The following is a 25,341-nucleotide window of genomic DNA, read 5'->3' as shown; positions in this document are numbered from 1 at the left end:
TTCTATTACTCACAAGTTTATATTATACCAAAGCTCTTGTCCCTTTACAACTGTGTCCTATACATTAAATCGGAAATGAATGACATCTCCGTCTTGGACGATATATTCCTTACCTTCCAGACGCACTTTTCCGGCTTCTTTGGCTCCGGACATTCCGCCGCCTGCCAAGAGGTCTTCATAAGCAACCGTTTCAGCGCGGATAAAGCCGCGTTCAAAGTCAGTGTGGATGATACCCGCACACTCAGGAGCTTTCATGCCTTTTCTGAATGTCCAAGCGCGCACTTCCTGTTCGCCCGCCGTAAAGTATGTCGCGAGGCCGAGAAGAGAGTATGACGCTTTAATCAGCTGATCAAGGCCTGACTCTTCAATGCCGAGCTCTTCTAGGAACATTTGTTTTTCTTCGCCTTCCAATTCAGCAATTTCAGACTCAATTTTCGCGCAGACGACGATGACTTCGGCATTTTCACCCGCGGCGTACTCACGGATTTTCGCAACGTATTCATTGTCTGAAGGATCAGCCACTTCATCCTCGCTTACATTCGCCACATAAAGCACGGGTTTTGACGTAAGCAAATGCAGCTGCTTCACAAGCTTTTGCTGTTCTTCCGTAAATTCAACGGAACGTGCAGGTTTTTCTTGTTCGAAAGCTTCTTTTAATTTAGATAGAATATCAAATTCAAAAACCGCTTCTTTGTCTTTTTGCTTCGCAAGCTTGCTTACCCGTGTGATGCGTTTTTCGACTGTCTCCATGTCGGCAAGAATCAATTCAAGATTGATCGTTTCAATATCATCAATCGGATCGACTTTCCCTGACACGTGCGTAATATTGTCATCCGCGAATGCCCGTACAACGTGACAGATCGCGTCTACCTGACGGATATGAGAAAGAAACTTATTTCCCAGCCCTTCACCTTTAGATGCGCCTTTTACGATCCCCGCGATATCAGTGAATTCAAACGCAGTCGGCACCGTTTTTTTCGGGTTCACCAATTCAGTCAGCTTTTGCAGACGTTCATCAGGCACTTCCACGATTCCCACGTTCGGATCAATTGTACAGAACGGGTAGTTGGCTGATTCGGCACCAGCCTGGGTAATTGCATTAAATAACGTCGATTTTCCCACATTCGGCAAACCGACAATTCCAGCAGTTAAAGCCATTCTTTCATCTCCTCTATATCAAACCATCATCGTATTAAACGTATTGTAAACCTAGAGCAATTATAAGGAGGTTCATAGGAAAAGACAAGCTGAGAAAAAAGCATTTCCCGCCCTCTCTCTCCTTAGATTATCCTTTTTTAACCGCTACCAGACAGTCAAAAAGCGTACTTCCCATTCCATTATCGGAATTTGAATCTTTTGTAAGCATGTTGACCGAGCCTCCGAATGCCGACCACATGCCTTCATCTATATTCACCGTCTTCGGGTGAGCCTGCTTCATGATTTTCACCCTGCCGCGCAGACGTCCGCGGTCATTGTATACCTCTGCCATATCTCCGTCCTGAAGAGAAAGCTCCTCGGCGATATCCGGCGACAGATCCACCTGAATCTGCTGAAGCTTTTCAATAAACGGCACGTGCTGTGAATGATTGGAGCGCTGCGGGTGAATGGACAGCAGCGTATACGGATATTTCCCGGCCAGCCCGGCGTCGTGATAAACGGATTCTTCCGGCACTTCCAATTGAGGGAGGCCGCTGTATCCTTTCTGTTCTGCCAATGACGAGACGAATTCAAACTTTCCGCTCGGGGTTAAAAATTGGAAATCATTCCACGGAACCTGTTTGACCGGAAGCGGCATATGGCCTTTTTCCTTTAATCGCTCAAGGGTGATTCCTTCTTTCTCCAAAGAAGAAAGCCCCATTTTCAAGAAATCTTCCGTACTGTAATCAAACAGCTCTCCGAATCCGAGACGCTTGGCGAGCTCCGTCCAGATCCAGCGGTCTGATTTCGCCTCTCCCTGCGGTTCCGCAAGCTTTCTGCCATACTGAACATAGTGATGGTACATGCTGGAGTAATAAATATCTTCTTCTTCAAAAACAACGGCCGTCGGCAATACATAGTCACAGAGCTTCGCCGTATCGGTCATGACCGAATCAATGGCCACTGTGACCGGTGTTTTTTCAAACGCTTCCTTCACTTTTTTTGTATTCGGCACCTGTGTCAGCGGATTGCCGCACGTCACGATAATCATCTCAATCGGCGGGTCGGCTGCGTTCAGCGCCTCTTCGGCCTGTGTCATCATCGAAAACGTTCTCGTGTTTTTCTTCAGATCAGGACGGGTGAGTTCGGTCTTTGCAAAGCTTTCACCGACTTGGACATTTCCAAAGTTGGCTCCGCCGCCTTTAATACCGACATTTCCGCTCGCTGCCGCTAGAGCGTCAATCCAGCGTATCGTCCCGCCTCCGTTTTTATATCTCTGCATCCCAAGACCCATAAAAGTAGAAGCGGGACCGTCAGCATATAGATCAGCAAGATATTCAAGCACTTCTAAAGACGTTTCGGTTTTCTCAATGATCTCATTCAAAGAAATCGTGTGCAGCAGCTTTTCTATTTCTTCAAAACCGATCGAATGCTTTTGAATGAAATCGGCATCCGTTCTGCCGGTTTGGCATAATATTTTCAAAACACCCGCCGCAAGCCAGCCATCCATTCCGGGTTTAACGGATATATACCGGTCGGCAAGCTTTGCAGTCGGGTTAAAAATAGGGTCAATGACCGTCAGTGTCGCTCCTTTTTTCTTCACCTGCTGTAAATGATGATAGAGGTGCATATTCGTCCGTGACACGTTTCTGCCCCATACGATCACATGCTTGCTGTGATAAATATCAAGCGGTCCATGCCCGTAAGAACGGCCGAAATCCCAGTGCTGCGCCTCAATTCCGGATCCCCAGCAAATGCTGCCCGCAATCTCCGTCACACCGCCGTATCCATTGAAAAAACGCTGGTCGAGCGCTTTCAAAAGACCGTTATTGGCGTAATCATGACTGTGCAGCACAGCGGCAGTGCCCAGCGTTTCCTTAATCTCCGCCATTTTTTCCGCAATTTCATCTAACGCCTGCTCCCATGAAATGCGGACAAATTCGCCGTCTTTCTTTTTTAAAGGAAAACGAAGCCGTTCCGGTGCATTCGTTTTCGTCTCCAGCATTCTGCCCCGGCCGCAAATTTTCCCTTCTGTGATGGGGTGACTCGGGTCTCCGTCTACTTTCGTCACCTTTCCATCCTCAACTGTCACCAAAAAGCCGCAGCTGTCCCAGCAATTCAGCGGACACGCTGACTGATGCACTTTGCTCATCTTGCCTCTTCCTCTCCTCTATATGAAAAAGCATGAGCGTCAGCCTTATGATGTAGGCTCCTCATGCTTGACGAGTACTTTTTTCAGCTTTCTCTCAAAATCTCTTCTCGGAATCATGACACTGTGGGAACAACCCGTGCATTTGATCCGAATATCCATTCCCATCCGAATGATTTTCCACCTGTTTTCACCGCAAGGGTGCGGCTTCTTCATTTCAACAATATCATTCAGGCCAAAGTCTTTATCCGCCAAGACCCTTCACCTCTCTCCATAGACTGCTTTATTCATTGTACAAAAAAAGTCAGGATAAGAGCAACGGCCGCACTCAAAATGAGCATTATACTTTTTTCCATCTCCCTAATACAGGGTAAAGAAGAAGACATACCAGCAAATAAAGACTTAAGAGCCCGTAAATGGGATACAAAATGGCGATTAAATCTGAAAAGCCGATTGTCGTAAAAGGCACCATCACAGCTAAAAGAAGAAGAACGAGCGTCCATCTCGGCAATTTCACAAAAACAAGCATGCGGCTGGACAGCCCGAACAGACCGGTCACGGTTGTCGTATAAATGGCTAAAAAAAGCACGGCTGTCATACAAAGAAACAACGGATAAGGAGCACCTTCAAGTACAGCAAAGAGAGGAATCTCATAATGTGTGAGACTGCCTGAGAGCTGTACAAGCGTTTCATTGTAGACAAATGAAATCACACCGAAAATCAGCCCGCTGACAACACTGGCGATTTTCGCTTCCCCAAGTCCTTTCATATCCTTCCCGACAGAAGAAAGAACCGCCACAACAGAAAGGATATTTAATGACGTAAAGGTAATGCTCGCCGGCCAATTATATTGACGGGTTAAATCTATCGTCCACGTATAGTGATGGGTTGTCTGAAAAAAGATCAATGCATATAACAGCCCCGCTACAAGAATCGGTATCAAAATGCTATTCAGAGATAATATTCCTTTTATATCCCAAAAGAATAAACAGATGGTCACAATGCAAAGAAGAAAAATACCGATCCAAAACGGCAGCTTGTACATTTGCAGCGTCACACCGCCGCCGGCAATCATGACCGTCGTCGTTGAAAATAAATAAAACATGATAAGAATATCATAGATTTTGGCAAGAGCCGGCCCCATCAAATGCTCAAGCACAGGTAAAAAGTGCGTTGATTGGACCTGATAGCTGATCTTCAGCACAATATAAGCCGAAATGGTGAACATGACTGTAAACAATACAATGGCCAGTCCGCTTTCAACACCGAAAAACTGCCATATTTCCTGCCCGCTTGCATACCCGGCTCCAATCTGGCTGCTTAGTATGAGCAGCATCCACCTCATTCCGGCTCTCCACAACCTTATCACCTCATAAAATTTCTGATAATCCCCGCATATTGCTACTATATTGAGCGACAGCGGCAATCATTCATACAAACGGGACAAATATGGTACGATGAAGATAATTGACTACTCAGAAAATTCATTCGTGTAAGGAGCTCAAATCATGTACATCAGGCGTTTAACCGCAAGTGACACCCAGCTTTACTCCAGCATCAGGCTCAAAGCATTAAAAGATCACCCGGACGCATTTGCGGTCAGCTATGATGAGGAGAAAGAATGGCCGCCCGAAAAATTCAAAGCCAGGCTTGAAGCCGACAATGCTATAGTGCTTGGCGCCATTGAGAAAGGCAGTCTTGTAGGCATCATTAAAATATCCAATCACCCGCTTTATAAACTAAGACACATTGCAGTTATCGGTTCTATGTATGTTTCTCCTAAACATCGAGGATCAGGCGCAGGAAAAGCCTTAATGACTGAAGCCATCAGCCAAGCAAAAAAGATGAAAGATACGGAACAGCTCCACCTCTCGGTTACTTCAACCAATGAACCTGCAAAAAAACTCTACGCTCAGTTAGGTTTTATCCTCTTCTCTACAGAAAAAAGAGCGCTGAAATTAGATCACCAACAATATGTCGATGTAGATCATATGGTCTTATACCTTTCATGAACTTGAAGAACAACAGCTTCAGGTTCATTTTTTTACCCGGCAGATTGATTATGACATAAGCATAAAAAAAGACAGTGCTGGATATACTGTAAACAACCATACATCACCACAAACATCAGTGTAATACTCGTATGACATGACAAGGAAGTGAACCCTATGAATCGAAAAGGCGGGCTTTTTTCTCAGGAACGGGCAAAACAATATGTGTCCCACACGGATTCCTCTGCCGCGAATCAAATACAAGCGATCCTTGCTTCATCTTTACGTAAAGCAGGCGGCAGGCCGTTAGTCACCGTGTGTATCGGTACAGATCGATCAACCGGAGATTCATTAGGTCCGCTTGTGGGAACAAAGTTAGAAAACATGAAGTTAGGCAGATTACACGTTTACGGAACACTGTCAGACCCCGTTCACGCCGTAAATATGAAAGACAAACTGAAACATATTCAACATATACATAAAAATCCGTTTATTATAGCGGTTGACGCTTGTTTAGGCCGCGTTAAAAGCGTAGGGTCATTTCAAATCGGCGATGGACCGCTGAAGCCCGGAGCCGGTGTTCAAAAAGACCTTCCTGAGATCGGTGACGTTCATATTAATGGAATCGTCAATGTCAGCGGGTTTATGGAGTATTTTGTCCTGCAGAATACGAGGCTTCATCTTGTGATGAGCATGGCGAATGTTTTGGCAGAGGGATTACAGCTGACGGATAAATCAGAAGGACGGCAGGAACGTCTCAGTCCGTTTCATAAGCTGACAAGACGTATATAAAAAAACCATCTTTTATAAAAAGATGGTTTTTATGCTTCTCTTTCTGACAACAGTTCGAGGATACGTTCAAGGTCTTCATTTGAGAAAAACTCAATCTCAATTTTCCCTTTTTTCTTTTGTCTCTTAATATTGACTGTTGTTCCGAAGTAATTTTGCAAATATGATTCCCGCTCTTTTAACACCACGTCTTGTACAGGTTCTTTTTTCTTTGTTTCACGTGGAACATTATTGTTTAACTGCTGAATGAGCTGTTCAAGCTGACGGACGTTCAGCTGTTCTTCAACCACTTTCTTCACCAGCGGTTCAAGCTTGTTTTTATTTTTCAAACCGAGCAAGGTTCTGCCGTGCCCCATGGATAACGTACCTTCTGCAATAAGGTTTTGGATGCTTTCAGGCAGTGTCAGCAGTCTCAAATGGTTGGCAATATGAGGTCTGCTTTTCCCGAGCCGTTTAGCGAGCTGTTCCTGGGTAATATCCAAATGTTTCAGCAGTGAATCATATGCCAGAGCTTCTTCAAGCGGTGATAAATCTTCACGCTGAAGGTTCTCCAAAAGAGCGATTTCCCGCATCAGCGATTCAGATAACTCCCGCACGATAGCCGGCACTGTTTCTTTCCCGGCAAGCTTTGCAGCGCGATAACGGCGTTCCCCGGCTACAATATCGTAGCCTTTCAGTGATTTTCTCACGATAATGGGCTGAAGAATGCCATGCTGAATGATGGATTCCTTCAGTTCAGCTAATGACTCATCATCAAATTGTTTTCTTGGCTGATAAGGATTGGGGCGCAAATCACTGATTTTAATCTCTTCCACTGTCTCTTCAGACAAATCAACTTGATTAAACAACGCATTAATCCCTTTTCCGAGCCCGCCTTTAGCCATTCGCTGCCACTTCCTTTGCTAAATCTAAATATACTTCCGCACCTCTCGAACGCGGATCGTATAATATGATCGGCTTGCCGTGACTCGGCGCCTCACTTAAACGGACATTACGAGGAATAATGGTTTGATACACCTTATCTCTAAAGTATTTCTTCACCTCTTCTATCACTTGAATGCCGAGATTCGTTCTGGCATCAAGCATCGTCAGAAGCACTCCTTCTATCATTAAGTCTGTATTTAAATGTTTTTGCACAAGCCGAACTGTATTTAATAATTGACTCAATCCTTCAAGAGCGTAGTATTCGCACTGAACCGGGATAACAACTGAATCTGATGCGGTAAGCGCATTAATCGTTAATAACCCGAGCGACGGAGGACAATCAATAATCATGTAGTCGTAATTTTGTTTCACTGATTCTAATGCTCTTTTCAGCCTTACCTCCCGTGAGATCGTCGGAACCAATTCGATTTCCGCTCCCGCAAGCTGGATTGTGGCTGGAATGACATCTAAGTTCTCTACTGAAGTCGGTTTAATAATATCTGTTACATCTGCGTCATCTACTAAAATGTCGTACACACAATGATCCACATCGGCTTTTTCAATCCCTAATCCGCTCGTTGCGTTGCCCTGCGGATCAATATCAACAAGAAGAACCCTTTTACCTATGTAAGCTAAGCAAGCCCCCAGATTAACAGAAGTCGTTGTTTTCCCGACTCCGCCTTTTTGGTTCGTAATTGCTATGATTTTTCCCACGATGTCACCTACCTTCACATGAACATGTACTGTCTTGTTTCTATCTTATCAAAAAAAGAGTAAAGCGTTTTATTTTTTTCATAATTTGTTTATCAGCAAGTGAAAAAAATGCAAACAAAAAAGACACTTTCTCTTATAAATTCTCCGATAAAGTGACTTTTTTGACTGTAAAAAGACAATTCGCAACACAAAAAGATAAATTTTTACATTTATAATACATAGTGCAGAATACATCTATTATTATCTCAAAATAGTTTTTTGACTAAAATAAAAACTCCCCTGCTGATCAGGAGAGTTTTATTTAGGTATCCGAATGGTAAGCTGAATGTACTCTTCGAATTCTTCTTCCTCAGTATTCAGTCTGACACCGCTGTCTTCCACCATGGACAAGGACTGGCGAATCGTATTCATCGCAATTCTTGTATCCCTGCTGAACGCTTTGCGTCTCGGCTTCGGTTTCTGCTTATTCTGTTCAAGCATTTTCACCACTCGGTCTTCCGTCTGCTTGACGTTTAAGCTTTTCTCGATGATTTCCGCAAGCAATGTGACCTGAAGCTCCGGCTGTTTGAGCGGGATCAGGGCTCTTGCATGGCGTTCCGTGATTTTTTTCTCCATAATTGCATCCTGGACGGGTTCAGGAAGCTTTAACAATCGGAGCTTGTTCGCAATTGTTGACTGGCCTTTTCCTAAGCGCTGCGCCAAGGCTTCCTGTGTTAAATCATGAAGTTCTAACAGCCTTGCGTACGCATGAGCTTCCTCAATGGAGGACAATTCTTCTCTCTGCAGGTTTTCAATCAAAGCGACAGAAGCTGTTTCCGTATCAGAAAAATTCTTTATAATCGCGGGAATATTTTCCCACTCAAGCGTCTGTACCGCTCTCCAGCGCCTTTCACCCGCAATGAGCTCATATTGTCCTTCATCTTCTGTATGTCTGACAACAATCGGCTGAATGATGCCGTGTGTATGGATAGTCATTGCTAACTCTTTGATCTTTTCATCTGAGAAAATGGTGCGTGGCTGAAAACGGTTGGGAACGATAGCATGTACCGGTATTTCGAGTATCTCTTCTTTGTTTGTATCATGCTCTGCTATCTCCGGTTCCTCTTCCTTCTCACCAAACCCGAAGAAACGAGAGAATGAATGCTTCATGTACCTACACCACCTTTAAAAACTGCCATTTTTATAATTCTATTTTCTCATGGTTTTTCCTGCTGTATCTTCATCAATTTTGCAGAAAATATGATGGAATTGTCACATCAGGCTGTCTAAATTACCCTTCAATTGGCGATTTATTCGGAGTACCCGGTTTTCTCGGATATTTTTTCGGAGTGCTTTTTGTCTTGCGAATGATCATAATGTTCCGTTCACTTTCTTCGACGGGAAGTGTAAAGGAATGAACTTGTTCAAGCTCTCCTCCCAATACTTTAATCGCCTTTTGCCCCGCTTTCAGCTCTTCATCAGCGGCTGCTGCTTTTAGTGCCGCAAATACGCCGTTTTTCTTGACAAGCGGCAGACAAAGCTCACTGAGGACTGACAGACGCGCCACCGCACGAGCGGTCACGAGATCAAAGCTTTCCCGGACGTCCTTCCGCTGTCCGAATGTCTCTGCCCTGTCATGGACAAAGGTCGTATGCTCTAATTGTAAAGCATCAGAGAGAGTTTCCAAAAACGTAATCCGCTTATTCAGTGAATCGACGATGGTGACATGCAGATGCGGGAAGCAGATTTTGACGGGCAGGCTTGGAAAACCGGCACCTGCGCCAACGTCACAAAGAGTGGTGACCTTTTCAAAATCAATATAAAATGCCGCCGTAATCGAATCATAAAAATGCTTAAGGTATACTTCCTTTTTCTCAGTGATGGACGTCAGATTCATTTTTTCGTTCCATTCCACGAGCATCTGGTAATACAACTCGAATTGCTCCAGCTGGCGGTCAGAAAGGGAAATCCCTTTCTCCGCTAAACTGGATGTAAATTCCTCTATATTCATGCCGTCATCCTTTCTATTCAGCTACCTTGGCAATACGGCCCTGCTCCAGGTAAACCAGCAGGATTGAAATGTCTGCCGGATTGACCCCGGAAATACGGGACGCTTGAGCAACTGATAAAGGACGCACTTCTTTCAGCTTTTGACGGGCTTCAGTAGCAATTCCTTTAATGGCGTCATAATCAATCCGATCAGGGATTTTTTTATTTTCCATTTTCTTCAGCTTCTCCACTTGCTGCAAGGATTTTTCGATATATCCTTCATATTTCACTTGGATTTCCACTTGTTCCGCCACATCTTGCGGAACCGGAGAATCAGCAGGCGCAAGTTTTGTCACTGTTTCATAGTTCATTTCCGGACGTTTCATTAAATCTGTGCCGCGCACTCCGTCTTTCAGCTCGCTTCCGCCGAGTGAACGGATATATTCCTGATTCTCAGGAGACGGCTTGATAATAACAGACCAGAGACGTTTTTTCTCAGCCTCGATCGCCGCTTTTTTCTTTTCAAACGCTTCATAGCGCTCATCCGAAATTAAGCCGATCTCATGGCCGATTTCCGTCAGACGAAGATCCGCGTTGTCATGGCGGAGCAGCAGTCTGTATTCCGCCCGTGAAGTCAGCAGACGATACGGTTCATTGGTTCCTTTCGTTACCAAATCATCAATCAATACGCCGATATACGCATCGGAACGGCTGAGGATAACCTCTTCTTTTCCAAGCGCTTTGCGGCCTGCGTTAATTCCTGCCATAATTCCTTGCCCGGCTGCTTCCTCATAGCCTGATGTACCGTTAATTTGACCGGCCGTGTACAGGTTAGGGATTTTTTTCGTCTCCAGTGTAGGCCAAAGCTGCGTCGGTACGATCGCGTCATACTCAATCGCGTATCCGGCTCTCATCATCTGCACCTTTTCCAGTCCCGGAATGGTCGCCAGCATCCGCTGCTGAACGTCCTCAGGAAGGCTCGTGGATAAACCTTGAACGTATACTTCCTGCGTATTTCTGCCTTCCGGCTCAAGGAAAATCTGGTGACGCGGTTTATCATTAAAGCGAACGACTTTATCTTCAATGGAAGGGCAATATCTCGGTCCTGTTCCCTTAATCATACCGGAATACATTGGTGAACGATGCAGGTTGCTGTCAATGATCTCATGAGTCTCAGGACTCGTGTAAGTCAGCCAGCAAGGCAGCTGATCGGTAATGTATTCAACCGTTTCATATGAGAAAGCGCGCGGAACCGGATCTCCCGGCTGGATTTCTGTTTTGCTGTAATCAATGGAATCGCTTGAGACGCGAGGAGGCGTTCCCGTTTTAAAACGAACGAGATCAAAACCAAGCTCCTCTAAGTGCTCAGAAAGTTTAATAGACGGCTGCTGGTTATTCGGGCCGCTTGAGTAAGACAGATCTCCGAGAATGATCCGCCCTCTTAAATACGTTCCGGTTGTCAGCACGACCGATTTTGCCTTATATTCAGCACCGGTTTGCGTAATGACACCGCGGCACTCACCGTCTTCAATGATTAAACGCTCGGCAATCCCTTGAAGAAGTGTCAGATTCGGTGTTTTTTCCAGTGTATGTTTCATTTCATGCTGATATTGGAATTTATCCGCCTGCGCACGCAGCGCCCGTACGGCCGGACCTTTCCCTGTATTCAGCATTCTCATTTGAATATGAGTTTTATCTATATTTCTAGCCATTTCTCCGCCGAGCGCGTCAATTTCGCGGACGACAATCCCTTTTGCGGGGCCGCCGACAGACGGATTACATGGCATAAACGCAACCATATCAAGATTAATCGTCAAAACAAGCGTTTTAGCTCCCTGGCGCGCGGATGCGAGGGCAGCCTCAACACCGGCATGCCCGGCGCCGATGACGATCACGTCGTATTGGCCTGCTTCATACCCCATGGTTTTTTCCTCCCTTTTATTTACCTAAACAAAATTGTGAAAAGAGCTGATCAATTAAGCTTTCGTGGACGGCATCACCGATGATTTCGCCCAGCAGCTCCCAGCACCTTGTCAGATCAATTTGCACCATATCAATCGGAACATCCTGTTCAATTCCGTTCAGCGCATCATCAATCGCTTGCTTTGCCTGATGCAGAATCGAGATATGACGGGTATTGCTGACATATGTGAGATCTCCGCTTTCGATCGCTCCTGTATAAAATAGCGACTGGATCGCTTCCTCTAAGTCTTGTATACCTTCTTCTTTCAGCAATGAGGTCGTGACGACAGGCCGGCCTTTCGCAAGCTCCTTGACGCGCTCAGCGTCAATCTTAGCCTCAAGATCCGTCTTATTCATAATGACTATGACGTCCATTCCCTCCACAGCTTCAAATAATTTCACATCTTCCTCAGAAAGCTCTTCGCTGTGGTTAAGCACAAGCAAAATGAGATCCGCTTCCTTCAGAACCTGGCGTGAGCGTTCTACGCCGATTCTTTCGACGATGTCTTCGGTCTCACGGATTCCGGCGGTGTCGACAAGCCGGAGCGGCACGCCTCGGACATTGACATATTCCTCAATCACATCACGCGTCGTTCCCGGAATATCCGTTACGATCGCCTTCGTTTCATGGACAAGACTGTTAAGCAAAGAAGATTTCCCGACGTTCGGACGACCGATGATTACGGTAGACAATCCCTCGCGTAAAATTTTCCCCTGCTCAGACGTACGAAGCAGCGCTTCAATTTCTTTCTTCACGCCGCCCGCCTTCTCCACTAGAAGCTGATGCGTCATTTCTTCGACGTCATCATATTCCGGATAATCTATATTAACCTCAACATGGGCAAGTGTTTCTAACAATTCATCCCGAAGACGGCGGACTAGTGCGGAAAGCCGTCCTTCCATCTGGTTCATGGCGACATTCATGGCACGGTCCGTTTTGGCCCTGATCAGATCCATCACCGCTTCCGCCTGTGAAAGGTCAATCCGTCCGTTTAAAAATGCGCGCTTCGTAAACTCACCGGGTTCCGCCAGTCTCGCACCTTCTCTTAAAGCAAGCTGGAGTACCTGATTAACCGTCACAATTCCTCCGTGACAGTTGATTTCAATGACATCTTCCCTTGTGAATGTTCTGGGCGCTCTTAAAACAGACACCATCACTTCCTCAATAATCCGTCCCGTCGTGCTGTCTGCGATATGCCCGTAATGAATGGTATGCGATTCTGCCGAACTGAGCGTTTTGCCTTTCGGACCCTTGTACATTTTGTCGGCAATTTTCACGGCTTCCGGCCCGCTCAGCCGAACGATCGCGATCGCGCCTTCACCCATCGGAGTTGAAATCGCTGCAATTGTATCCATGCTGTTCACCTCTCTTTATCTCTGTTTCCATCTATATAAAAAATTGATTTACGCCAAAATTAAAAGATAACATAGTTTGGTTTGAAGTGGAAGATACGTTATCCACAAAGACAGAAATTCATCCCTTATTACTTTAACTTATCCACATGTGAATAACAATTAATTTTATTTCCTAAAACCTTTTTTATCAACAGCATACACCGAAAAAGAAAAAACTTAAACGCAAAAAATGCGATTCTGCTTAGGAATAGAGCCATTTTCGCCAATAAAAAAACCGAAGTTCCGATTTTACCCGGACTTCGGTTTTCTGCTATCTTTATGGGAAATAACGAGATGGCGGTACCGGCCTTCACCGGTAGAAAAAGTTTTGATATTTGGGTGTCTCGACAGAGCGTCATGGATGATTTTTCTTTCGCCTGACGGCATCGGTTCTAAATGCACATCTTTTTTTGTTTTCGACACCTGCTTGGCCAGCCTGTTTGCCAGCTGGTCCAGAATTTCTCTTCTTTTCAGTCGATAATTTTCAGCGTCGACAACGGCGTGGCGATACTGGCCGGAGCCGCGGTTCAAAACAAGCTGCGTTAATGTTTCCAGAGCATTGAGTGTTTGTCCTCTTTTGCCAATAAGCAGCGCTGCTTTTTCACCTTTAATATGAAAACAAACTGTTTTTTTGTTTTCTTCCGTAACAATCTCAGAAGGCCCCGCAATGGAATTGATGATTTCTTCCAGATACGCTTTCGCTTCCTGAACAGGATTTTTTTTCTCTTCCAGTTCTACGATCGCATTCTTTTTTCCGAAAATACCCAAAAATCCTTTAGATTCTTCCTGCACCACCGTTATTTCTACTTGATCTTCCGTCAGTTGAAGTTCCTGAAGGCCTGATTGAACTGCTTCTTTGACATTCCGTCCCGCAGCAGTCACCTTCTTCACTTTTTCTTTCCTCCCGCTTTCTGCGTTTCCGGATCGTGTTTAATGTCAGGCCCTTTAATAAGGAATGTCTGAGCAATCATAAACAGGTTTCCGACTACCCAATAAAGAGAAAGCGCACTCGGGAAGTTGATCGCAAATACGATGATCATGATCGGCATAATCCATACCATCATTGCCATTTGAGGATTCTGAGATGGATTTCCGGCCATCATCAGCTTCTGCTGGACAAAAGTGGCCACACCGGCAACGATAGGAAGAATATAGTAAGGATCTTTCTCTCCTAAATCAAACCATAAAAAGCTGTGCTGTGAAATGGCTTGCGTACGCATAATCGCGTGGTAGAATCCGATCAAAATCGGCATTTGAATCAGGATCGGAAAACATCCCGCCAATGGGTTTACCCCATGCTTTGAAAACAGGGCCATTGTTTCCTGCTGAAGCTTCTGCTGCGTTTTTTGATCTTTTGAGCTGTATTTTTCTCTAAGCTTCTGCATTTCCGGCTGAAGCGCCTGCATCGCTTTTGAGCTTCGAAGCTGCTTGATCATCAGCGGCAGAATCAGCAGACGGATTAAAATCGTAACGATGATGATCGATAAACCATAGTTATCGCCCGTCAGTTTCGCTACGTACGTAATGACTTCTGACAATGGGTACACAACATATTTGTCCCAGAAATGCGGACTATTCGCCGTAATCGGCTCTTTTACACTCGAGCATCCGGCCAGCAGGACGAGCATACCGACCATACTCAGTAGTAACCATATTCTCCTTTTCAAGAACGTTTCCTCCTATACCATTCTTTATAAACCTTGTATGTATTTTAGCATCTTTCAGTTTTAAATGGCGGTCATTTTTCGCCAAACAAAAGGAAGCGCTTTTAAAAACGTGAAGAAAACAAAATATGAGCTATTTTGACGAAGATTTCTTATATAAAGAGGTTTTTCTGAATAAGTGCTGCAGACTTTTTTTTGTTTCTTCAAAACTGAGGTCGGCGGCGGGTTTTCTGGCGATAATAATAAAATCTTTCGGCTTGAGGAGCTCTTTTTCCTCCTGAACCGCCTGTCTGATTAACCGCTTCACCCGGTTGCGCACGACGGCGTTGCCGATTTTTTTACTGACAGAAAGCCCTACCCGGAGCTCTTCCTGCTGCGGCTGATCAAGCGTATACAGCACGAACTGGCGGTTTGCCATAGACGTTCCGCGTTTAAACACTTTTTGAAAATCTTCATTTTTCTTTAACCGATTTCGCTTCTTCACTTTGATTCACTCCGATATTCACTCGCAGAAACTTTTATTACTATCTAAAAAAAACGGGCCGCCGGAATACTGAAGAAAATTTCTCCAGTACCGGGCGACGCATGATCTCTTTTCTCTTAATGTGAAAAAAGACCACTGACATTATTCAGTGGCCTAAGCTGATAATACTTTTCTGCCTTTGCGGCGACGGCGTGCTAATACTAGACGACCGTTTTTTGAACTCATACGGCTTCTGAAGCCATGAACTTTACTGCGTTTACGGTTATTCGGTTGGAATGTTCTTTTCATTTATGACACCTCCCTCGAGGAATAGCTGTTAAAGACAGTCTTACTTATTATATTTGTGCTGCCTATTCATTGTCAACTTCAGCAGTGCTTTTATTTCTTACAACCATAATAGGATAACATACCTTAACCAGATTAGAAACCTTAATTTTCATATTCCTTTTTTTAACGCAAAAACGCCGCGCGCCTTCCAGAAAAAATGGTATGTGGATAATTTTTTGGCCTTTTTTTAATATCCACAACCGTTATCGACAACATTTTCACATTGCTAACCCCTGTGGACAAAGATTTTTCAACAAGTTGTCAGGTTTGTGGATAAGATTACGAGAACCATTGCAAGTCCTCGCTTAATTTGATATTATATTTGTGTTTTAACTCTTAATTACTTCTTCACTCCGTTCTCTTTATCCACAAAGTGTGGATAAGTTGTGGATTGTTTTCACACAGCTTGTGTAGATTGTTGTCCACAACTTGTGGAATTTGTCGAAAAGCTATTTTTCTACTATACTATATGTTTTCAACATTTCGTGTGTACGAATGGTCAGAGCCATATGCTCTTTTTTTGTGTTCTATAACAGGGGAAGAGCGCTGATTTTAAAGAAAAGGAGGGCTGTGCCGGATAATGGAGAATATATTAGATCTTTGGAATCAAGCTTTAGCTCAGATAGAGAAAAAGTTAAGCAAACCGAGCTTCGAAACTTGGATGAAGTCGACGAAAGCCCATTCGCTGCAAGGAGATACCTTAACCATCACCGCTCCCAATGAATTTGCCAGAGACTGGCTGGAGTCCAGGTACTTACATCTCATTGCAGATACCATATATGAATTGACCGGGGAAGAATTGAGCGTCAAATTTGTCATTCCTCAAAATCAGGATGCAGAAGACTTTTTGCCGAAACCGCAAGTGAAAAAAGCGGCAAAAGAGGAACCGTCTGATTTTCCCCAAAGCATGCTCAACCCGAAATATACATTCGACACATTTGTCATCGGATCGGGAAACCGATTCGCCCATGCAGCATCACTGGCTGTAGCGGAAGCACCCGCTAAAGCGTACAACCCTTTATTTATTTACGGGGGAGTCGGTTTAGGAAAAACCCACTTAATGCACGCAATCGGCCATTATGTCATTGATCATAATCCTTCAGCCAAAGTGGTGTACCTGTCTTCTGAAAAATTCACAAATGAATTCATCAACTCAATCCGCGACAATAAAGCCGTTGATTTTCGCAACCGCTACCGGAATGTTGATGTACTTTTGATAGATGATATTCAATTTTTAGCCGGAAAAGAACAAACACAGGAAGAGTTTTTCCATACATTCAATACGCTTCATGAAGAAAGCAAACAAATCGTGATTTCCAGCGACAGACCGCCGAAAGAAATTCCGACCCTTGAAGACCGTCTGCGTTCGCGGTTCGAATGGGGATTGATTACGGATATCACGCCGCCTGATCTGGAAACGCGGATTGCCATCCTGAGAAAGAAAGCGAAGGCGGAAGGCCTTGATATTCCGAACGAGGTCATGCTTTACATCGCGAATCAGATTGACAGCAACATCCGTGAACTGGAAGGGGCATTAATCCGGGTTGTTGCCTATTCATCTTTAATCAATAAAGACATTAATGCGGACCTGGCTGCAGAGGCATTGAAAGATATTATTCCTTCCGCAAAGCCTAAGGTCATCACGATAAAAGAGATTCAGCGGATTGTCGGACAGCAGTTCAACATTAAGCTTGAAGATTTCAAAGCGAAAAAGCGTACGAAATCGGTTGCGTTCCCAAGGCAGATTGCCATGTATCTTTCCAGAGAAATGACAGACTCTTCTTTGCCTAAAATCGGGGAAGAATTTGGCGGAAGAGACCATACAACCGTCATTCATGCTCATGAAAAGATTTCAAAACTGCTGATTGATGACGAGCAGCTTCAGCAGCAGGTAAAAGAAATAAAAGAACAGCTTAAATAAAAGAGCCCTCGGATGAATCGGGAAAAGTGTGAATAACTTTTCGCTAGCCATGCACAGTCTGTCCACATGTGGATAGGCTGTGTTTCCTGTCTTTTTCACAACTTATCCACAAATCCACAGGCCCTACTATTACTACTGCTATTTTTAAAATATATTAATTATATTATCCGTTAGGAGGATAAACATGAAATTTACGATTCAAAAAGATCGTTTAGTTGAAAGTGTACAAGACGTTCTAAAAGCCGTTTCATCCAGAACCACAATTCCCATTCTCACCGGTATTAAGATCGTAGCCTCAGATGAAGGAGTATCTTTTACGGGAAGCGATTCTGATATTTCAATCGAGTCATTCATTCCGAAAGAAGAAGATGACAAAGAAATCGTGACGATTGATCAGCCGGGTAGTATTGTGCTGCAAGCGCGTTTCTTCAGCGAAATCGTTAAAAAACTGCCGATGGCGACGGTTGAAATCGAAGTTCAAAATCAATATTTAACAATTATCCGTTCCGGAAAAGCGGAATTTAATTTGAACGGTCTTGATGCAGATGAATATCCGCATCTTCCGCAAATCGAAGAGCACCATGCCATTCAGATTCCGACGGATCTTTTGAAAAACTTAATCCGTCAAACCGTGTTTGCTGTGTCCGCCTCAGAAACACGACCTATCTTGACAGGTGTAAACTGGAAAGTGGAAAACGGTGAATTATTATGCACTGCCACGGATAGCCATCGGCTCGCTTTAAGAAAAGCAAAGCTTGATATTCCGGAAGACAGCTCTTATAACGTCGTCATCCCCGGAAAAAGTTTAACCGAGCTGAGCAAAATTCTTGATGACAATCAAGAGCTGGTGGATATCGTCATTACAGAAACCCAAGTTCTGTTTAAAGCGAAAAACGTCTTGTTCTTCTCAAGGCTGCTTGACGGAAACTATCCGGATACGACAAGCCTAATTCCGCAGGAAAGCAAAACAGAAATCGTCGTGAACACAAAGGAATTTTTACAGGCGATAGACCGTGCTTCCTTATTGGCGAGAGAAGGCCGCAACAACGTGGTAAAGCTTTCTGCCAAACCGGCGGACTCGCTTGAAATTTCATCAAATTCTCCTGAAATCGGGAAAGTGGTCGAAGCTGTGCTCGCTGACCGGATTGACGGTGAGGAATTAAATATTTCATTCAGTCCAAAATATATGATGGACGCACTGAAAGTACTTGAAGGAGCGGACATCCGTATCAGCTTTACGGGAGCGATGAGACCGTTTCTTATCCGTACGCCGAATGATGAAACCATCGTTCAGCTCATCCTTCCGGTCCGAACGTATTAATCAAACAGAATGTGCTGCCGGCTTAGTTCGGCAGCTTTTCTGTTCATCAGCCTGCTCCCTCAAGTTTTCCCTTTCCTTATTTCAGGATTTTTTAGTACAATTAGATATTAGTGATATTTGAAAGAGGTCGATATTATGGCAAATCCGATTTCGATTGACACAGAAATGATTACGCTTGGCCAGTTTTTAAAATTAGCCGATGTGATTCAGTCCGGCGGTATGGCGAAATGGTTTCTGAGCGAGCATGAGGTGACAGTCAACAATGAACCTGACAATCGCCGCGGCAGAAAGCTTTATGTTGGAGACGTGGTCGCGATTGAAGGATTTGGTTCATTTCAAGTCGTCAATTAAAGCGGGTGACAGCGGTTGTATATCCAAAATTTAGAATTAACATCCTACCGTAATTATGAGCGCGCTGAGCTTCAATTCGAAAACAAGGTGAATGTGATCATCGGAGAGAATGCCCAAGGCAAAACCAATCTGATGGAAGCCATCTATGTCCTTTCGATGGCAAAATCACACCGCACCTCAAATGATAAAGAACTTATACGGTGGGACGAAGACTATGCTAAAATAGAAGGAAGAGTGATGAAGCGCAACGGGGACATCCCGATGCAGTTAGTCATCTCCAAAAAAGGTAAAAAGGGCAAGGTCAATCACATAGAACAGCAAAAACTCAGTCAGTATGTCGGAGCGCTGAACACCATTATGTTTGCCCCGGAGGACTTAAATCTCGTCAAAGGCAGCCCGCAGGTCAGGAGGAGATTTCTTGATATGGAGATCGGGCAGGTTTCTGCTGTTTATCTGTATGATTTATCTCTTTATCAAAAAATCCTTTCCCAGCGGAATCATTTTCTGAAACAGCTGCAAAGCCGGAAACAGACTGACCGGACTATGCTTGACGTTCTCACTGATCAGCTGATTGAGGCAGCCGCAAAAGTTGTCGCCAAACGTCTGCAGTTTACGGCGCAGCTTGAAAAATGGGCGCAGCCGATCCATTCGGGCATTTCCCGGGGGCTTGAGGAACTGACGCTTAAGTATCACACGGCGCTTGATGTATCAGATCCTAAAGATTTGTCGAAAATAGGTAACAGCTACCAGGAGTCTTTTTCGAAATTAAAAGAAAAAGAAATAGAACGGGGCGTCACCTTATTCGGACCGCATCGGGATGATGTCCTTTTTTATGTGAACGGACGCGATGTGCAGACTTACGGTTCGCAGGGACAGCAGCGTACGACGGCTTTGTCTTTGAAACTGGCCGAAATAGATTTGATTCATGAAGAAATCGGAGAATATCCCATTTTACTTTTGGATGATGTACTAAGCGAGCTGGATGATTACCGCCAGTCCCATTTGCTTCATACAATCCAAGGCCGTGTGCAGACATTTGTCACCACGACGAGCGTGGATGGCATTGACCACGAAACCTTACATCAAGCAGGAATGTTCCGTGTGGAAAACGGTGCGTTAGTGAAGTGAAGAAATGAGGTGAGCGATTGTATATTCATTTAGGTGACGACTTTGTCGTTTCAACACGCGATATCGTCGGCATTTTTGACTGCAAGGTCAATGTATCGCCGATTGTTGAAGAATTTCTGGACAGACAGAAAGAAAAAGTAGTGCCGTCCGTAAACGGCACGCCAAAGTCTATCGTAGTCACGACTGAGAATATATATTACTCTCCCTTATCTTCCGGCACACTGAAGAAACGTGCGCAATTTATGTTAGAAATAGATTCTTAGCGGATCTTTACAATGAATATATCGTTTAAGAAAAGTGTAGGTGAATGTGCATGGCTATGGAACAGCAGCAAAATAGTTATGATGAGAATCAGATACAGGTATTAGAAGGTTTGGAAGCTGTTCGAAAGAGACCGGGGATGTACATCGGATCAACTAACAGCAAAGGCCTTCACCATTTGGTATGGGAGATCGTCGACAACAGTATTGACGAAGCTCTGGCCGGTTATTGTACAGATATTAACATTGTGATTGAGAAAGATAACAGCATTACTGTTACAGACAACGGGCGCGGAATTCCGGTCGGTATCCAAGAGAAGATGGGCCGCCCTGCGGTTGAAGTCATCATGACCGTTCTTCACGCCGGCGGTAAATTTGACGGAAGCGGATATAAAGTATCCGGCGGTCTTCACGGTGTAGGGGCGTCTGTCGTAAACGCCTTGTCGACCACTCTTGATGTTACGGTTCATCGTGACGGGAAAATCCATTATCAGGCGTATGAACGCGGTGTTCCGGCGGCTGATCTTGAAGTGATCGGTGACACTGACAAGACCGGGACGATTACGCACTTCGTTCCCGATCCGGAAATTTTCAAAGAAACAACTGTATATGACTATGATCTGCTTTCAAACCGTGTCCGCGAATTGGCCTTCCTGACAAAAGGCGTAAACATCACGATTGAAGACAAACGTGAAGGACAAGAACGGAAAAACGAGTACCACTACGAAGGCGGAATCAAGAGCTACGTTGAGTACTTAAACCGTTCCAAAGAAGTCGTTCACGAAGAGCCGATTTATATCGAAGGCGAGAAAGACGGCATTACGGTTGAAGTTGCATTGCAATACAACGACAGCTATACAAGCAATATTTATTCTTTCACGAATAATATCAACACATACGAAGGCGGCACACACGAGGCCGGATTTAAAACCGGTCTGACCCGTGTCATAAACGACTATGCAAGAAGAAAAGGGATTTTCAAAGAAAATGATCCGAATTTAAGCGGGGATGATGTGAGAGAAGGGCTGACTGCCATTATTTCAATTAAGCACCCTGATCCGCAATTCGAAGGGCAGACGAAAACGAAGCTCGGCAACTCTGAAGCGAGAACGATCACTGATACGCTGTTTTCTTCTGCGCTGGAAACATTCCTTCTTGAAAATCCGGATTCAGCCCGCAAAATCGTTGAAAAAGGCTTAATGGCCGCAAGAGCGCGGATGGCGGCGAAAAAAGCGCGGGAATTGACCCGCCGCAAAAGCGCGCTTGAGATTTCCAATCTGCCGGGCAAACTGGCGGACTGTTCTTCTAAAGATCCGAGCATTTCCGAGCTCTATATCGTAGAGGGTGACTCTGCGGGCGGATCAGCGAAACAGGGACGGGACCGCCATTTCCAAGCCATTCTGCCGCTGCGCGGTAAGATTCTGAACGTTGAGAAAGCCAGACTTGATAAGATTCTCTCAAATAATGAGGTCAGATCAATGATTACGGCTCTCGGCACGGGTATCGGAGAAGATTTTAATCTTGAAAAAGCGCGTTATCATAAAGTGGTCATCATGACGGATGCCGATGTTGACGGCGCCCACATCAGAACGCTTTTATTAACGTTCTTCTACAGATACATGCGGGAAATCATCGAAAACGGCTATGTCTACATTGCCCAGCCGCCGCTTTATAAAGTGCAGCAGGGAAAACGGGTGGAATACGCTTATAACGATAAGCAGCTTGATGAGCTTTTAAAAGAGCTTCCGCAATCGCCTAAGCCCGGCCTCCAGCGTTATAAAGGTCTCGGAGAAATGAACGCGACTCAGCTTTGGGAAACGACAATGGATCCGGCGACCAGAACGCTTCTGCAAGTCAATCTTGAAGATGCGATGGATGCTGATGAGACGTTCGAAATGCTGATGGGCGACAAAGTAGAACCGCGCAGAAACTTCATAGAAGCAAACGCCAGATACGTGAAAAACCTTGATATTTAACCATGAAAGCCTTATTTTCGTTAAGAAATAAGGCTTTTTTCTCAAAGCGGCTTCAAGCAGCCTCTGCAAACCCGCAAAACCCGTATATTCTGCTAAATTAATGTGTATAAACACAAGTTTATTGATATAATGGAGAATAGTGAAATCGTATTGAAGATCATAATGGACAATCTACTCCCACATTATTTCATGTGATACTTCAGGGAGGTTTTTTTAATGAGTGAACAAAACACACCACAAGTACGTGAAGTCAATATCAGCCAGGAAATGCGGACATCCTTCCTGGACTATGCAATGAGCGTTATCGTATCCCGGGCGCTTCCGGATGTGCGTGACGGTCTGAAGCCGGTTCACAGACGGATTTTGTACGCAATGAATGATTTAGGCATGACCAGTGACAAACCATATAAAAAATCTGCCCGTATCGTCGGCGAAGTTATCGGTAAGTACCACCCGCACGGTGATTCAGCGGTTTACGAATCAATGGTCAGAATGGCGCAGGATTTTAACTACCGCTACATGCTTGTTGACGGACACGGCAACTTCGGTTCAGTTGACGGCGACTCTGCGGCTGCGATGCGTTACACAGAAGCGAGAATGTCAAAAATCGCAATGGAAATTCTGCGTGACATTACGAAAGACACGATTGACTATCAAGACAACTATGACGGTTCAGAAAGAGAACCTGCCGTCATGCCTTCGAGATTTCCGAATCTGCTCGTAAACGGAGCTGCCGGTATTGCGGTCGGAATGGCGACAAACATTCCCCCGCATCAGCTTGGAGAAGTCATTGAAGGCGTGCTTGCCGTAAGTGAGAATCCTGAGATCACAATCCAAGAGCTGATGGAATATATTCCGGGCCCGGATTTTCCGACGGCCGGTCAGATTTTAGGCCGGAGCGGCATCCGCAAGGCATATGAATCCGGACGGGGATCAATCACGATCCGGGCTAAGGCTGAAATCGAAGAGACATCCTCGGGAAAAGAAAGAATTATTGTCACGGAACTTCCTTATCAGGTCAACAAAGCGAGATTAATTGAAAAAATCGCAGATCTCGTCCGGGACAAAAAAATCGAAGGAATCACCGATCTGCGTGACGAATCCGACCGTAACGGAATGAGAGTCGTCATCGAGATCCGCCGTGACGCCAATGCTCACGTCATTCTGAATAACCTGTACAAACAAACGGCCCTGCAGACGTCTTTTGGAATCAACCTGCTGGCGCTCGTTGACGGACAGCCGAAGGTATTAAACCTGAAAGAATGTCTGGAGCATTATCTTGATCACCAAAAGGTCGTGATCCGACGCAGAACGGCTTACGAACTTCGCAAAGCGGAGGCGAGAGCTCACATTCTGGAAGGGTTAAGAATCGCTCTCGATCATTTAGACGCGGTGATTTCTCTTATCCGTAGTTCTCAGACGGCTGAAATTGCGAGAACGGGTTTAATCGAACAATTTTCACTGACTGAAAAACAGGCGCAAGCCATTCTGGACATGCGTCTTCAGCGATTAACCGGTCTGGAGCGCGAAAAGATCGAAGAGGAATATCAATCACTTGTTGCGCTTATCGCCGAGCTGAAAGATATTTTAGCCAATGAAGAAAGAGTGCTCGAGATCATCCGTGAAGAACTCAACGAAATCAAAGAGCGGTTCAATGATGAGAGACGCACTGAAATCGTTACGTCCGGTCTTGAAACAATTGAGGATGAAGATCTCATCGAGAGAGAAAACATCGTCATCACGCTGACTCATAACGGCTATGTTAAGCGTCTCCCAGCGTCCACATACCGCAGCCAAAAACGGGGCGGAAAAGGCGTGCAGGGAATGGGAACGAATGAAGATGACTTTGTGGAACACTTAATTTCTACATCGACGCACGATACGATTCTATTCTTCTCTAATAAAGGGAAGGTATATCGTTCAAAAGGATATGAAATTCCTGAATACGGCCGTACCGCAAAAGGCATTCCGATTATTAACCTCCTGGAGGTTGAAAAAGGCGAATGGATTAATGCCATTATTCCGGTCAGCACATTTGATGAGGAGCTTTACCTCTTCTTCACGACCAAACAAGGGGTGTCGAAACGTACGGCACTGTCCCAGTTTGCGAATATACGGAATAACGGACTGATCGCTTTAGGTCTTCGGGAAGACGATGAACTGATGGCCGTCCGTCTGACTGACGGCAAGAAACAAATCATCATCGGAACGAAGAACGGCTTGCTGATCCGTTTCCCTGAAGAAGATGTAAGACAAATGGGGCGCACCGCTGCAGGTGTCAAAGGCATCACGCTGACAGATGATGATGTCGTGGTAGGCATGGAGATTCTTGAAGAAGACTCCCATGTTCTCATAGTGACAGAAAACGGCTACGGCAAACGTACGCCGGCCTCAGAATACAGAGTCCAAAGCCGGGGCGGAAAAGGCCTTAAAACATGTAAAATCACTGACAGCAACGGTCCGCTAGTAACAGTAAAAGCTACAAGAGGCGAAGAAGACTTAATGATTATTACGGCAAGCGGCGTGTTAATCAGAATGGATATTAACGATATCTCCACTACGGGACGTGTAACACAAGGCGTCCGTCTGATCCGCATGTCCGATGAAGAGCACGTGGCCACTGTGGCACTAGTGGAAAAGAATGAAGAAGAGCCGGAAGAAATGGAAGAAGAATAGATGAAAAAGCGCAGCTGTAACAGGCTGCGCTTTTTCTATATATAAAGAAACGAAAAAAGCTTTGACACACAGCGATGATGCTGATATAATTCTTTTTGTTGTCTTTTCAACATAAAGACAGTCTGCTAAAAAAAGTTTTTTCGAAAAAGTATTGACCTATCAAACTGAAAATGTTATGATTAAGAGGTCGCTTCAAGAGAAGTA

23 protein-coding genes are annotated in these 25,341 nt (G+C 44.8%); 9 read left to right on the top strand and 14 right to left on the bottom strand.

Translation table 11 applies throughout. From position 1 onward, the window contains the following. Window positions 1-57: 57 nt before the first annotated feature. The 4 genes from ychF to ICW23_RS06750 form a co-directional block, all read right to left on the bottom strand. Window positions 58-1,158, bottom strand: a complete 1,101-nt coding sequence (ychF, locus tag ICW23_RS06765; RefSeq protein WP_045925735.1) for a redox-regulated ATPase YchF — start codon at window positions 1,156-1,158, stop codon at window positions 58-60. 127 nt (window positions 1,159-1,285) lie between these two features. Continuing rightward, entirely contained in the window at window positions 1,286-3,289 is a 2,004-nt protein-coding gene (locus ICW23_RS06760) for a molybdopterin-dependent oxidoreductase (protein ID WP_188154211.1), read from the bottom strand. Between the two features lie 45 nt (window positions 3,290-3,334). Next, complete coding sequence (locus ICW23_RS06755) at window positions 3,335-3,541, bottom strand: DUF951 domain-containing protein (RefSeq protein ID WP_004392973.1); 207 nt, start codon at window positions 3,539-3,541, stop codon at window positions 3,335-3,337. 85 nt (window positions 3,542-3,626) lie between these two features. Continuing rightward, entirely contained in the window at window positions 3,627-4,631 is a 1,005-nt protein-coding gene (locus tag ICW23_RS06750) for a YkvI family membrane protein (RefSeq protein WP_016937322.1), read from the bottom strand. Between the two features lie 163 nt (window positions 4,632-4,794). On the opposite strand from ICW23_RS06750, the gene ICW23_RS06745 reads away from it, so the two are divergent. After that, complete coding sequence (locus tag ICW23_RS06745; RefSeq protein ID WP_049627743.1) at window positions 4,795-5,298, top strand: GNAT family N-acetyltransferase; 504 nt, start codon at window positions 4,795-4,797, stop codon at window positions 5,296-5,298. Between the two features lie 156 nt (window positions 5,299-5,454). Then, complete coding sequence (yyaC, locus tag ICW23_RS06740) at window positions 5,455-6,069, top strand: spore protease YyaC (RefSeq protein ID WP_049627744.1); 615 nt, start codon at window positions 5,455-5,457, stop codon at window positions 6,067-6,069. Window positions 6,070-6,098: 29 nt separating this feature from the next. Here yyaC and ICW23_RS06735 read toward each other — a convergent pair whose 3' ends face one another. The 10 genes from ICW23_RS06735 to rpmH form a co-directional block, all read right to left on the bottom strand. Next, window positions 6,099-6,950: a ParB/RepB/Spo0J family partition protein gene (locus ICW23_RS06735; protein ID WP_016937319.1), complete on the bottom strand. Its 852-nt coding sequence runs from the start codon at window positions 6,948-6,950 to the stop codon at window positions 6,099-6,101. After that, window positions 6,943-7,704 carry a sporulation initiation inhibitor protein Soj gene (gene soj / locus ICW23_RS06730; protein WP_007409899.1) on the bottom strand — a complete coding sequence of 254 codons (762 nt, stop codon included), beginning with the start codon at window positions 7,702-7,704 and terminating at the stop codon, window positions 6,943-6,945. The genes ICW23_RS06735 and soj overlap by 8 nt, the downstream gene beginning before the upstream one ends. Window positions 7,705-8,001: 297 nt before the next feature. Next, complete coding sequence (noc, locus tag ICW23_RS06725) at window positions 8,002-8,853, bottom strand: nucleoid occlusion protein (RefSeq protein WP_016937318.1); 852 nt, start codon at window positions 8,851-8,853, stop codon at window positions 8,002-8,004. Between the two features lie 121 nt (window positions 8,854-8,974). Beyond that, a complete protein-coding gene (rsmG, locus tag ICW23_RS06720; protein WP_045925731.1) occupies window positions 8,975-9,694 on the bottom strand; it encodes a 16S rRNA (guanine(527)-N(7))-methyltransferase RsmG in 720 nt (239 codons plus the stop codon). Between the two features lie 13 nt (window positions 9,695-9,707). After that, window positions 9,708-11,594, bottom strand: coding sequence for a tRNA uridine-5-carboxymethylaminomethyl(34) synthesis enzyme MnmG (mnmG, locus tag ICW23_RS06715; protein ID WP_016937316.1), 1,887 nt, complete (start codon window positions 11,592-11,594; stop codon window positions 9,708-9,710). 16 nt (window positions 11,595-11,610) lie between these two features. Then, entirely contained in the window at window positions 11,611-12,990 is a 1,380-nt protein-coding gene (gene mnmE, locus ICW23_RS06710) for a tRNA uridine-5-carboxymethylaminomethyl(34) synthesis GTPase MnmE (protein ID WP_014419389.1), read from the bottom strand. 288 nt (window positions 12,991-13,278) lie between these two features. Beyond that, window positions 13,279-13,920 carry an RNA-binding cell elongation regulator Jag/EloR gene (gene jag, locus ICW23_RS06705; protein ID WP_045925729.1) on the bottom strand — a complete coding sequence of 214 codons (642 nt, stop codon included), beginning with the start codon at window positions 13,918-13,920 and terminating at the stop codon, window positions 13,279-13,281. Beyond that, a complete protein-coding gene (spoIIIJ, locus tag ICW23_RS06700; RefSeq protein ID WP_014471334.1) occupies window positions 13,917-14,666 on the bottom strand; it encodes a YidC family membrane integrase SpoIIIJ in 750 nt (249 codons plus the stop codon). The genes jag and spoIIIJ overlap by 4 nt, the downstream gene beginning before the upstream one ends. Window positions 14,667-14,826: 160 nt before the next feature. Beyond that, the gene (gene rnpA / locus ICW23_RS06695; protein WP_016937314.1) at window positions 14,827-15,177 is read right to left on the bottom strand and encodes a ribonuclease P protein component; all 351 of its coding nucleotides are present in this window, start codon (window positions 15,175-15,177) and stop codon (window positions 14,827-14,829) included. Window positions 15,178-15,330: 153 nt separating this feature from the next. Continuing rightward, complete coding sequence (gene rpmH, locus ICW23_RS06690; protein WP_003178075.1) at window positions 15,331-15,465, bottom strand: 50S ribosomal protein L34; 135 nt, start codon at window positions 15,463-15,465, stop codon at window positions 15,331-15,333. Window positions 15,466-16,084: 619 nt separating this feature from the next. Between rpmH and dnaA the strand changes: the two genes are divergently transcribed. The 7 genes from dnaA to gyrA all read left to right on the top strand — a co-directional run bounded on the left by dnaA (window position 16,085) and on the right by gyrA (window position 25,137). Continuing rightward, window positions 16,085-17,425, top strand: a complete 1,341-nt coding sequence (gene dnaA, locus ICW23_RS06685; protein WP_016937312.1) for a chromosomal replication initiator protein DnaA — start codon at window positions 16,085-16,087, stop codon at window positions 17,423-17,425. A gap of 184 nt (window positions 17,426-17,609) precedes the next feature. Continuing rightward, on the top strand, window positions 17,610-18,746 hold the full coding sequence (dnaN, locus tag ICW23_RS06680; protein WP_021494589.1) for a DNA polymerase III subunit beta: 1,137 nt from the start codon (window positions 17,610-17,612) through the stop codon (window positions 18,744-18,746). Window positions 18,747-18,881: 135 nt separating this feature from the next. Continuing rightward, the gene (rlbA, locus tag ICW23_RS06675) at window positions 18,882-19,097 is read left to right on the top strand and encodes a ribosome maturation protein RlbA (protein ID WP_004392910.1); all 216 of its coding nucleotides are present in this window, start codon (window positions 18,882-18,884) and stop codon (window positions 19,095-19,097) included. A 15-nt stretch (window positions 19,098-19,112) separates the two neighbouring features. Next, the gene (gene recF / locus ICW23_RS06670; RefSeq protein WP_013350724.1) at window positions 19,113-20,225 is read left to right on the top strand and encodes a DNA replication/repair protein RecF; all 1,113 of its coding nucleotides are present in this window, start codon (window positions 19,113-19,115) and stop codon (window positions 20,223-20,225) included. Between the two features lie 17 nt (window positions 20,226-20,242). Next, complete coding sequence (gene remB, locus ICW23_RS06665; RefSeq protein ID WP_004392908.1) at window positions 20,243-20,488, top strand: extracellular matrix regulator RemB; 246 nt, start codon at window positions 20,243-20,245, stop codon at window positions 20,486-20,488. Window positions 20,489-20,544: 56 nt separating this feature from the next. After that, the gene (gene gyrB, locus ICW23_RS06660) at window positions 20,545-22,461 is read left to right on the top strand and encodes a DNA topoisomerase (ATP-hydrolyzing) subunit B (protein WP_099743883.1); all 1,917 of its coding nucleotides are present in this window, start codon (window positions 20,545-20,547) and stop codon (window positions 22,459-22,461) included. A gap of 216 nt (window positions 22,462-22,677) precedes the next feature. Next, entirely contained in the window at window positions 22,678-25,137 is a 2,460-nt protein-coding gene (gyrA, locus tag ICW23_RS06655) for a DNA gyrase subunit A (protein ID WP_016937309.1), read from the top strand. Window positions 25,138-25,341: the final 204 nt, after the last annotated feature.

It is taken from the genome of Bacillus sp. 1021, assembly GCF_014534735.1.
GTDB classification, from domain to species: Bacteria; Bacillota; Bacilli; order Bacillales; family Bacillaceae; genus Bacillus; species Bacillus siamensis.
The sequence above is the reverse complement of the archived record's forward strand: the minus strand, read 5'-3'. Positions and strand labels throughout refer to the sequence as shown.

Coding starts and splice junctions, on each gene's coding strand:
- ychF (WP_045925735.1), bottom strand. CDS start 1,158: ATGGCTTTAACTGCTGGAATTGTCGGTTTGCCGAATGTGGGAAAATCG.
- ICW23_RS06760 (WP_188154211.1), bottom strand. CDS start 3,289: ATGAGCAAAGTGCATCAGTCAGCGTGTCCGCTGAATTGCTGGGACAGC.
- ICW23_RS06750 (WP_016937322.1), bottom strand. CDS start 4,631: ATGAGGTGGATGCTGCTCATACTAAGCAGCCAGATTGGAGCCGGGTAT.
- ICW23_RS06745 (WP_049627743.1), top strand. CDS start 4,795: ATGTACATCAGGCGTTTAACCGCAAGTGACACCCAGCTTTACTCCAGC.
- yyaC (WP_049627744.1), top strand. CDS start 5,455: ATGAATCGAAAAGGCGGGCTTTTTTCTCAGGAACGGGCAAAACAATAT.
- ICW23_RS06735 (WP_016937319.1), bottom strand. CDS start 6,950: ATGGCTAAAGGCGGGCTCGGAAAAGGGATTAATGCGTTGTTTAATCAA.
- noc (WP_016937318.1), bottom strand. CDS start 8,853: ATGAAGCATTCATTCTCTCGTTTCTTCGGGTTTGGTGAGAAGGAAGAG.
- rsmG (WP_045925731.1), bottom strand. CDS start 9,694: ATGAATATAGAGGAATTTACATCCAGTTTAGCGGAGAAAGGGATTTCC.
- mnmG (WP_016937316.1), bottom strand. CDS start 11,594: ATGGGGTATGAAGCAGGCCAATACGACGTGATCGTCATCGGCGCCGGG.
- mnmE (WP_014419389.1), bottom strand. CDS start 12,990: ATGGATACAATTGCAGCGATTTCAACTCCGATGGGTGAAGGCGCGATC.
- spoIIIJ (WP_014471334.1), bottom strand. CDS start 14,666: ATGGTCGGTATGCTCGTCCTGCTGGCCGGATGCTCGAGTGTAAAAGAG.
- rpmH (WP_003178075.1), bottom strand. CDS start 15,465: ATGAAAAGAACATTCCAACCGAATAACCGTAAACGCAGTAAAGTTCAT.
- dnaA (WP_016937312.1), top strand. CDS start 16,085: ATGGAGAATATATTAGATCTTTGGAATCAAGCTTTAGCTCAGATAGAG.
- dnaN (WP_021494589.1), top strand. CDS start 17,610: ATGAAATTTACGATTCAAAAAGATCGTTTAGTTGAAAGTGTACAAGAC.
- rlbA (WP_004392910.1), top strand. CDS start 18,882: ATGGCAAATCCGATTTCGATTGACACAGAAATGATTACGCTTGGCCAG.
- gyrB (WP_099743883.1), top strand. CDS start 20,545: ATGGAACAGCAGCAAAATAGTTATGATGAGAATCAGATACAGGTATTA.
- gyrA (WP_016937309.1), top strand. CDS start 22,678: ATGAGTGAACAAAACACACCACAAGTACGTGAAGTCAATATCAGCCAG.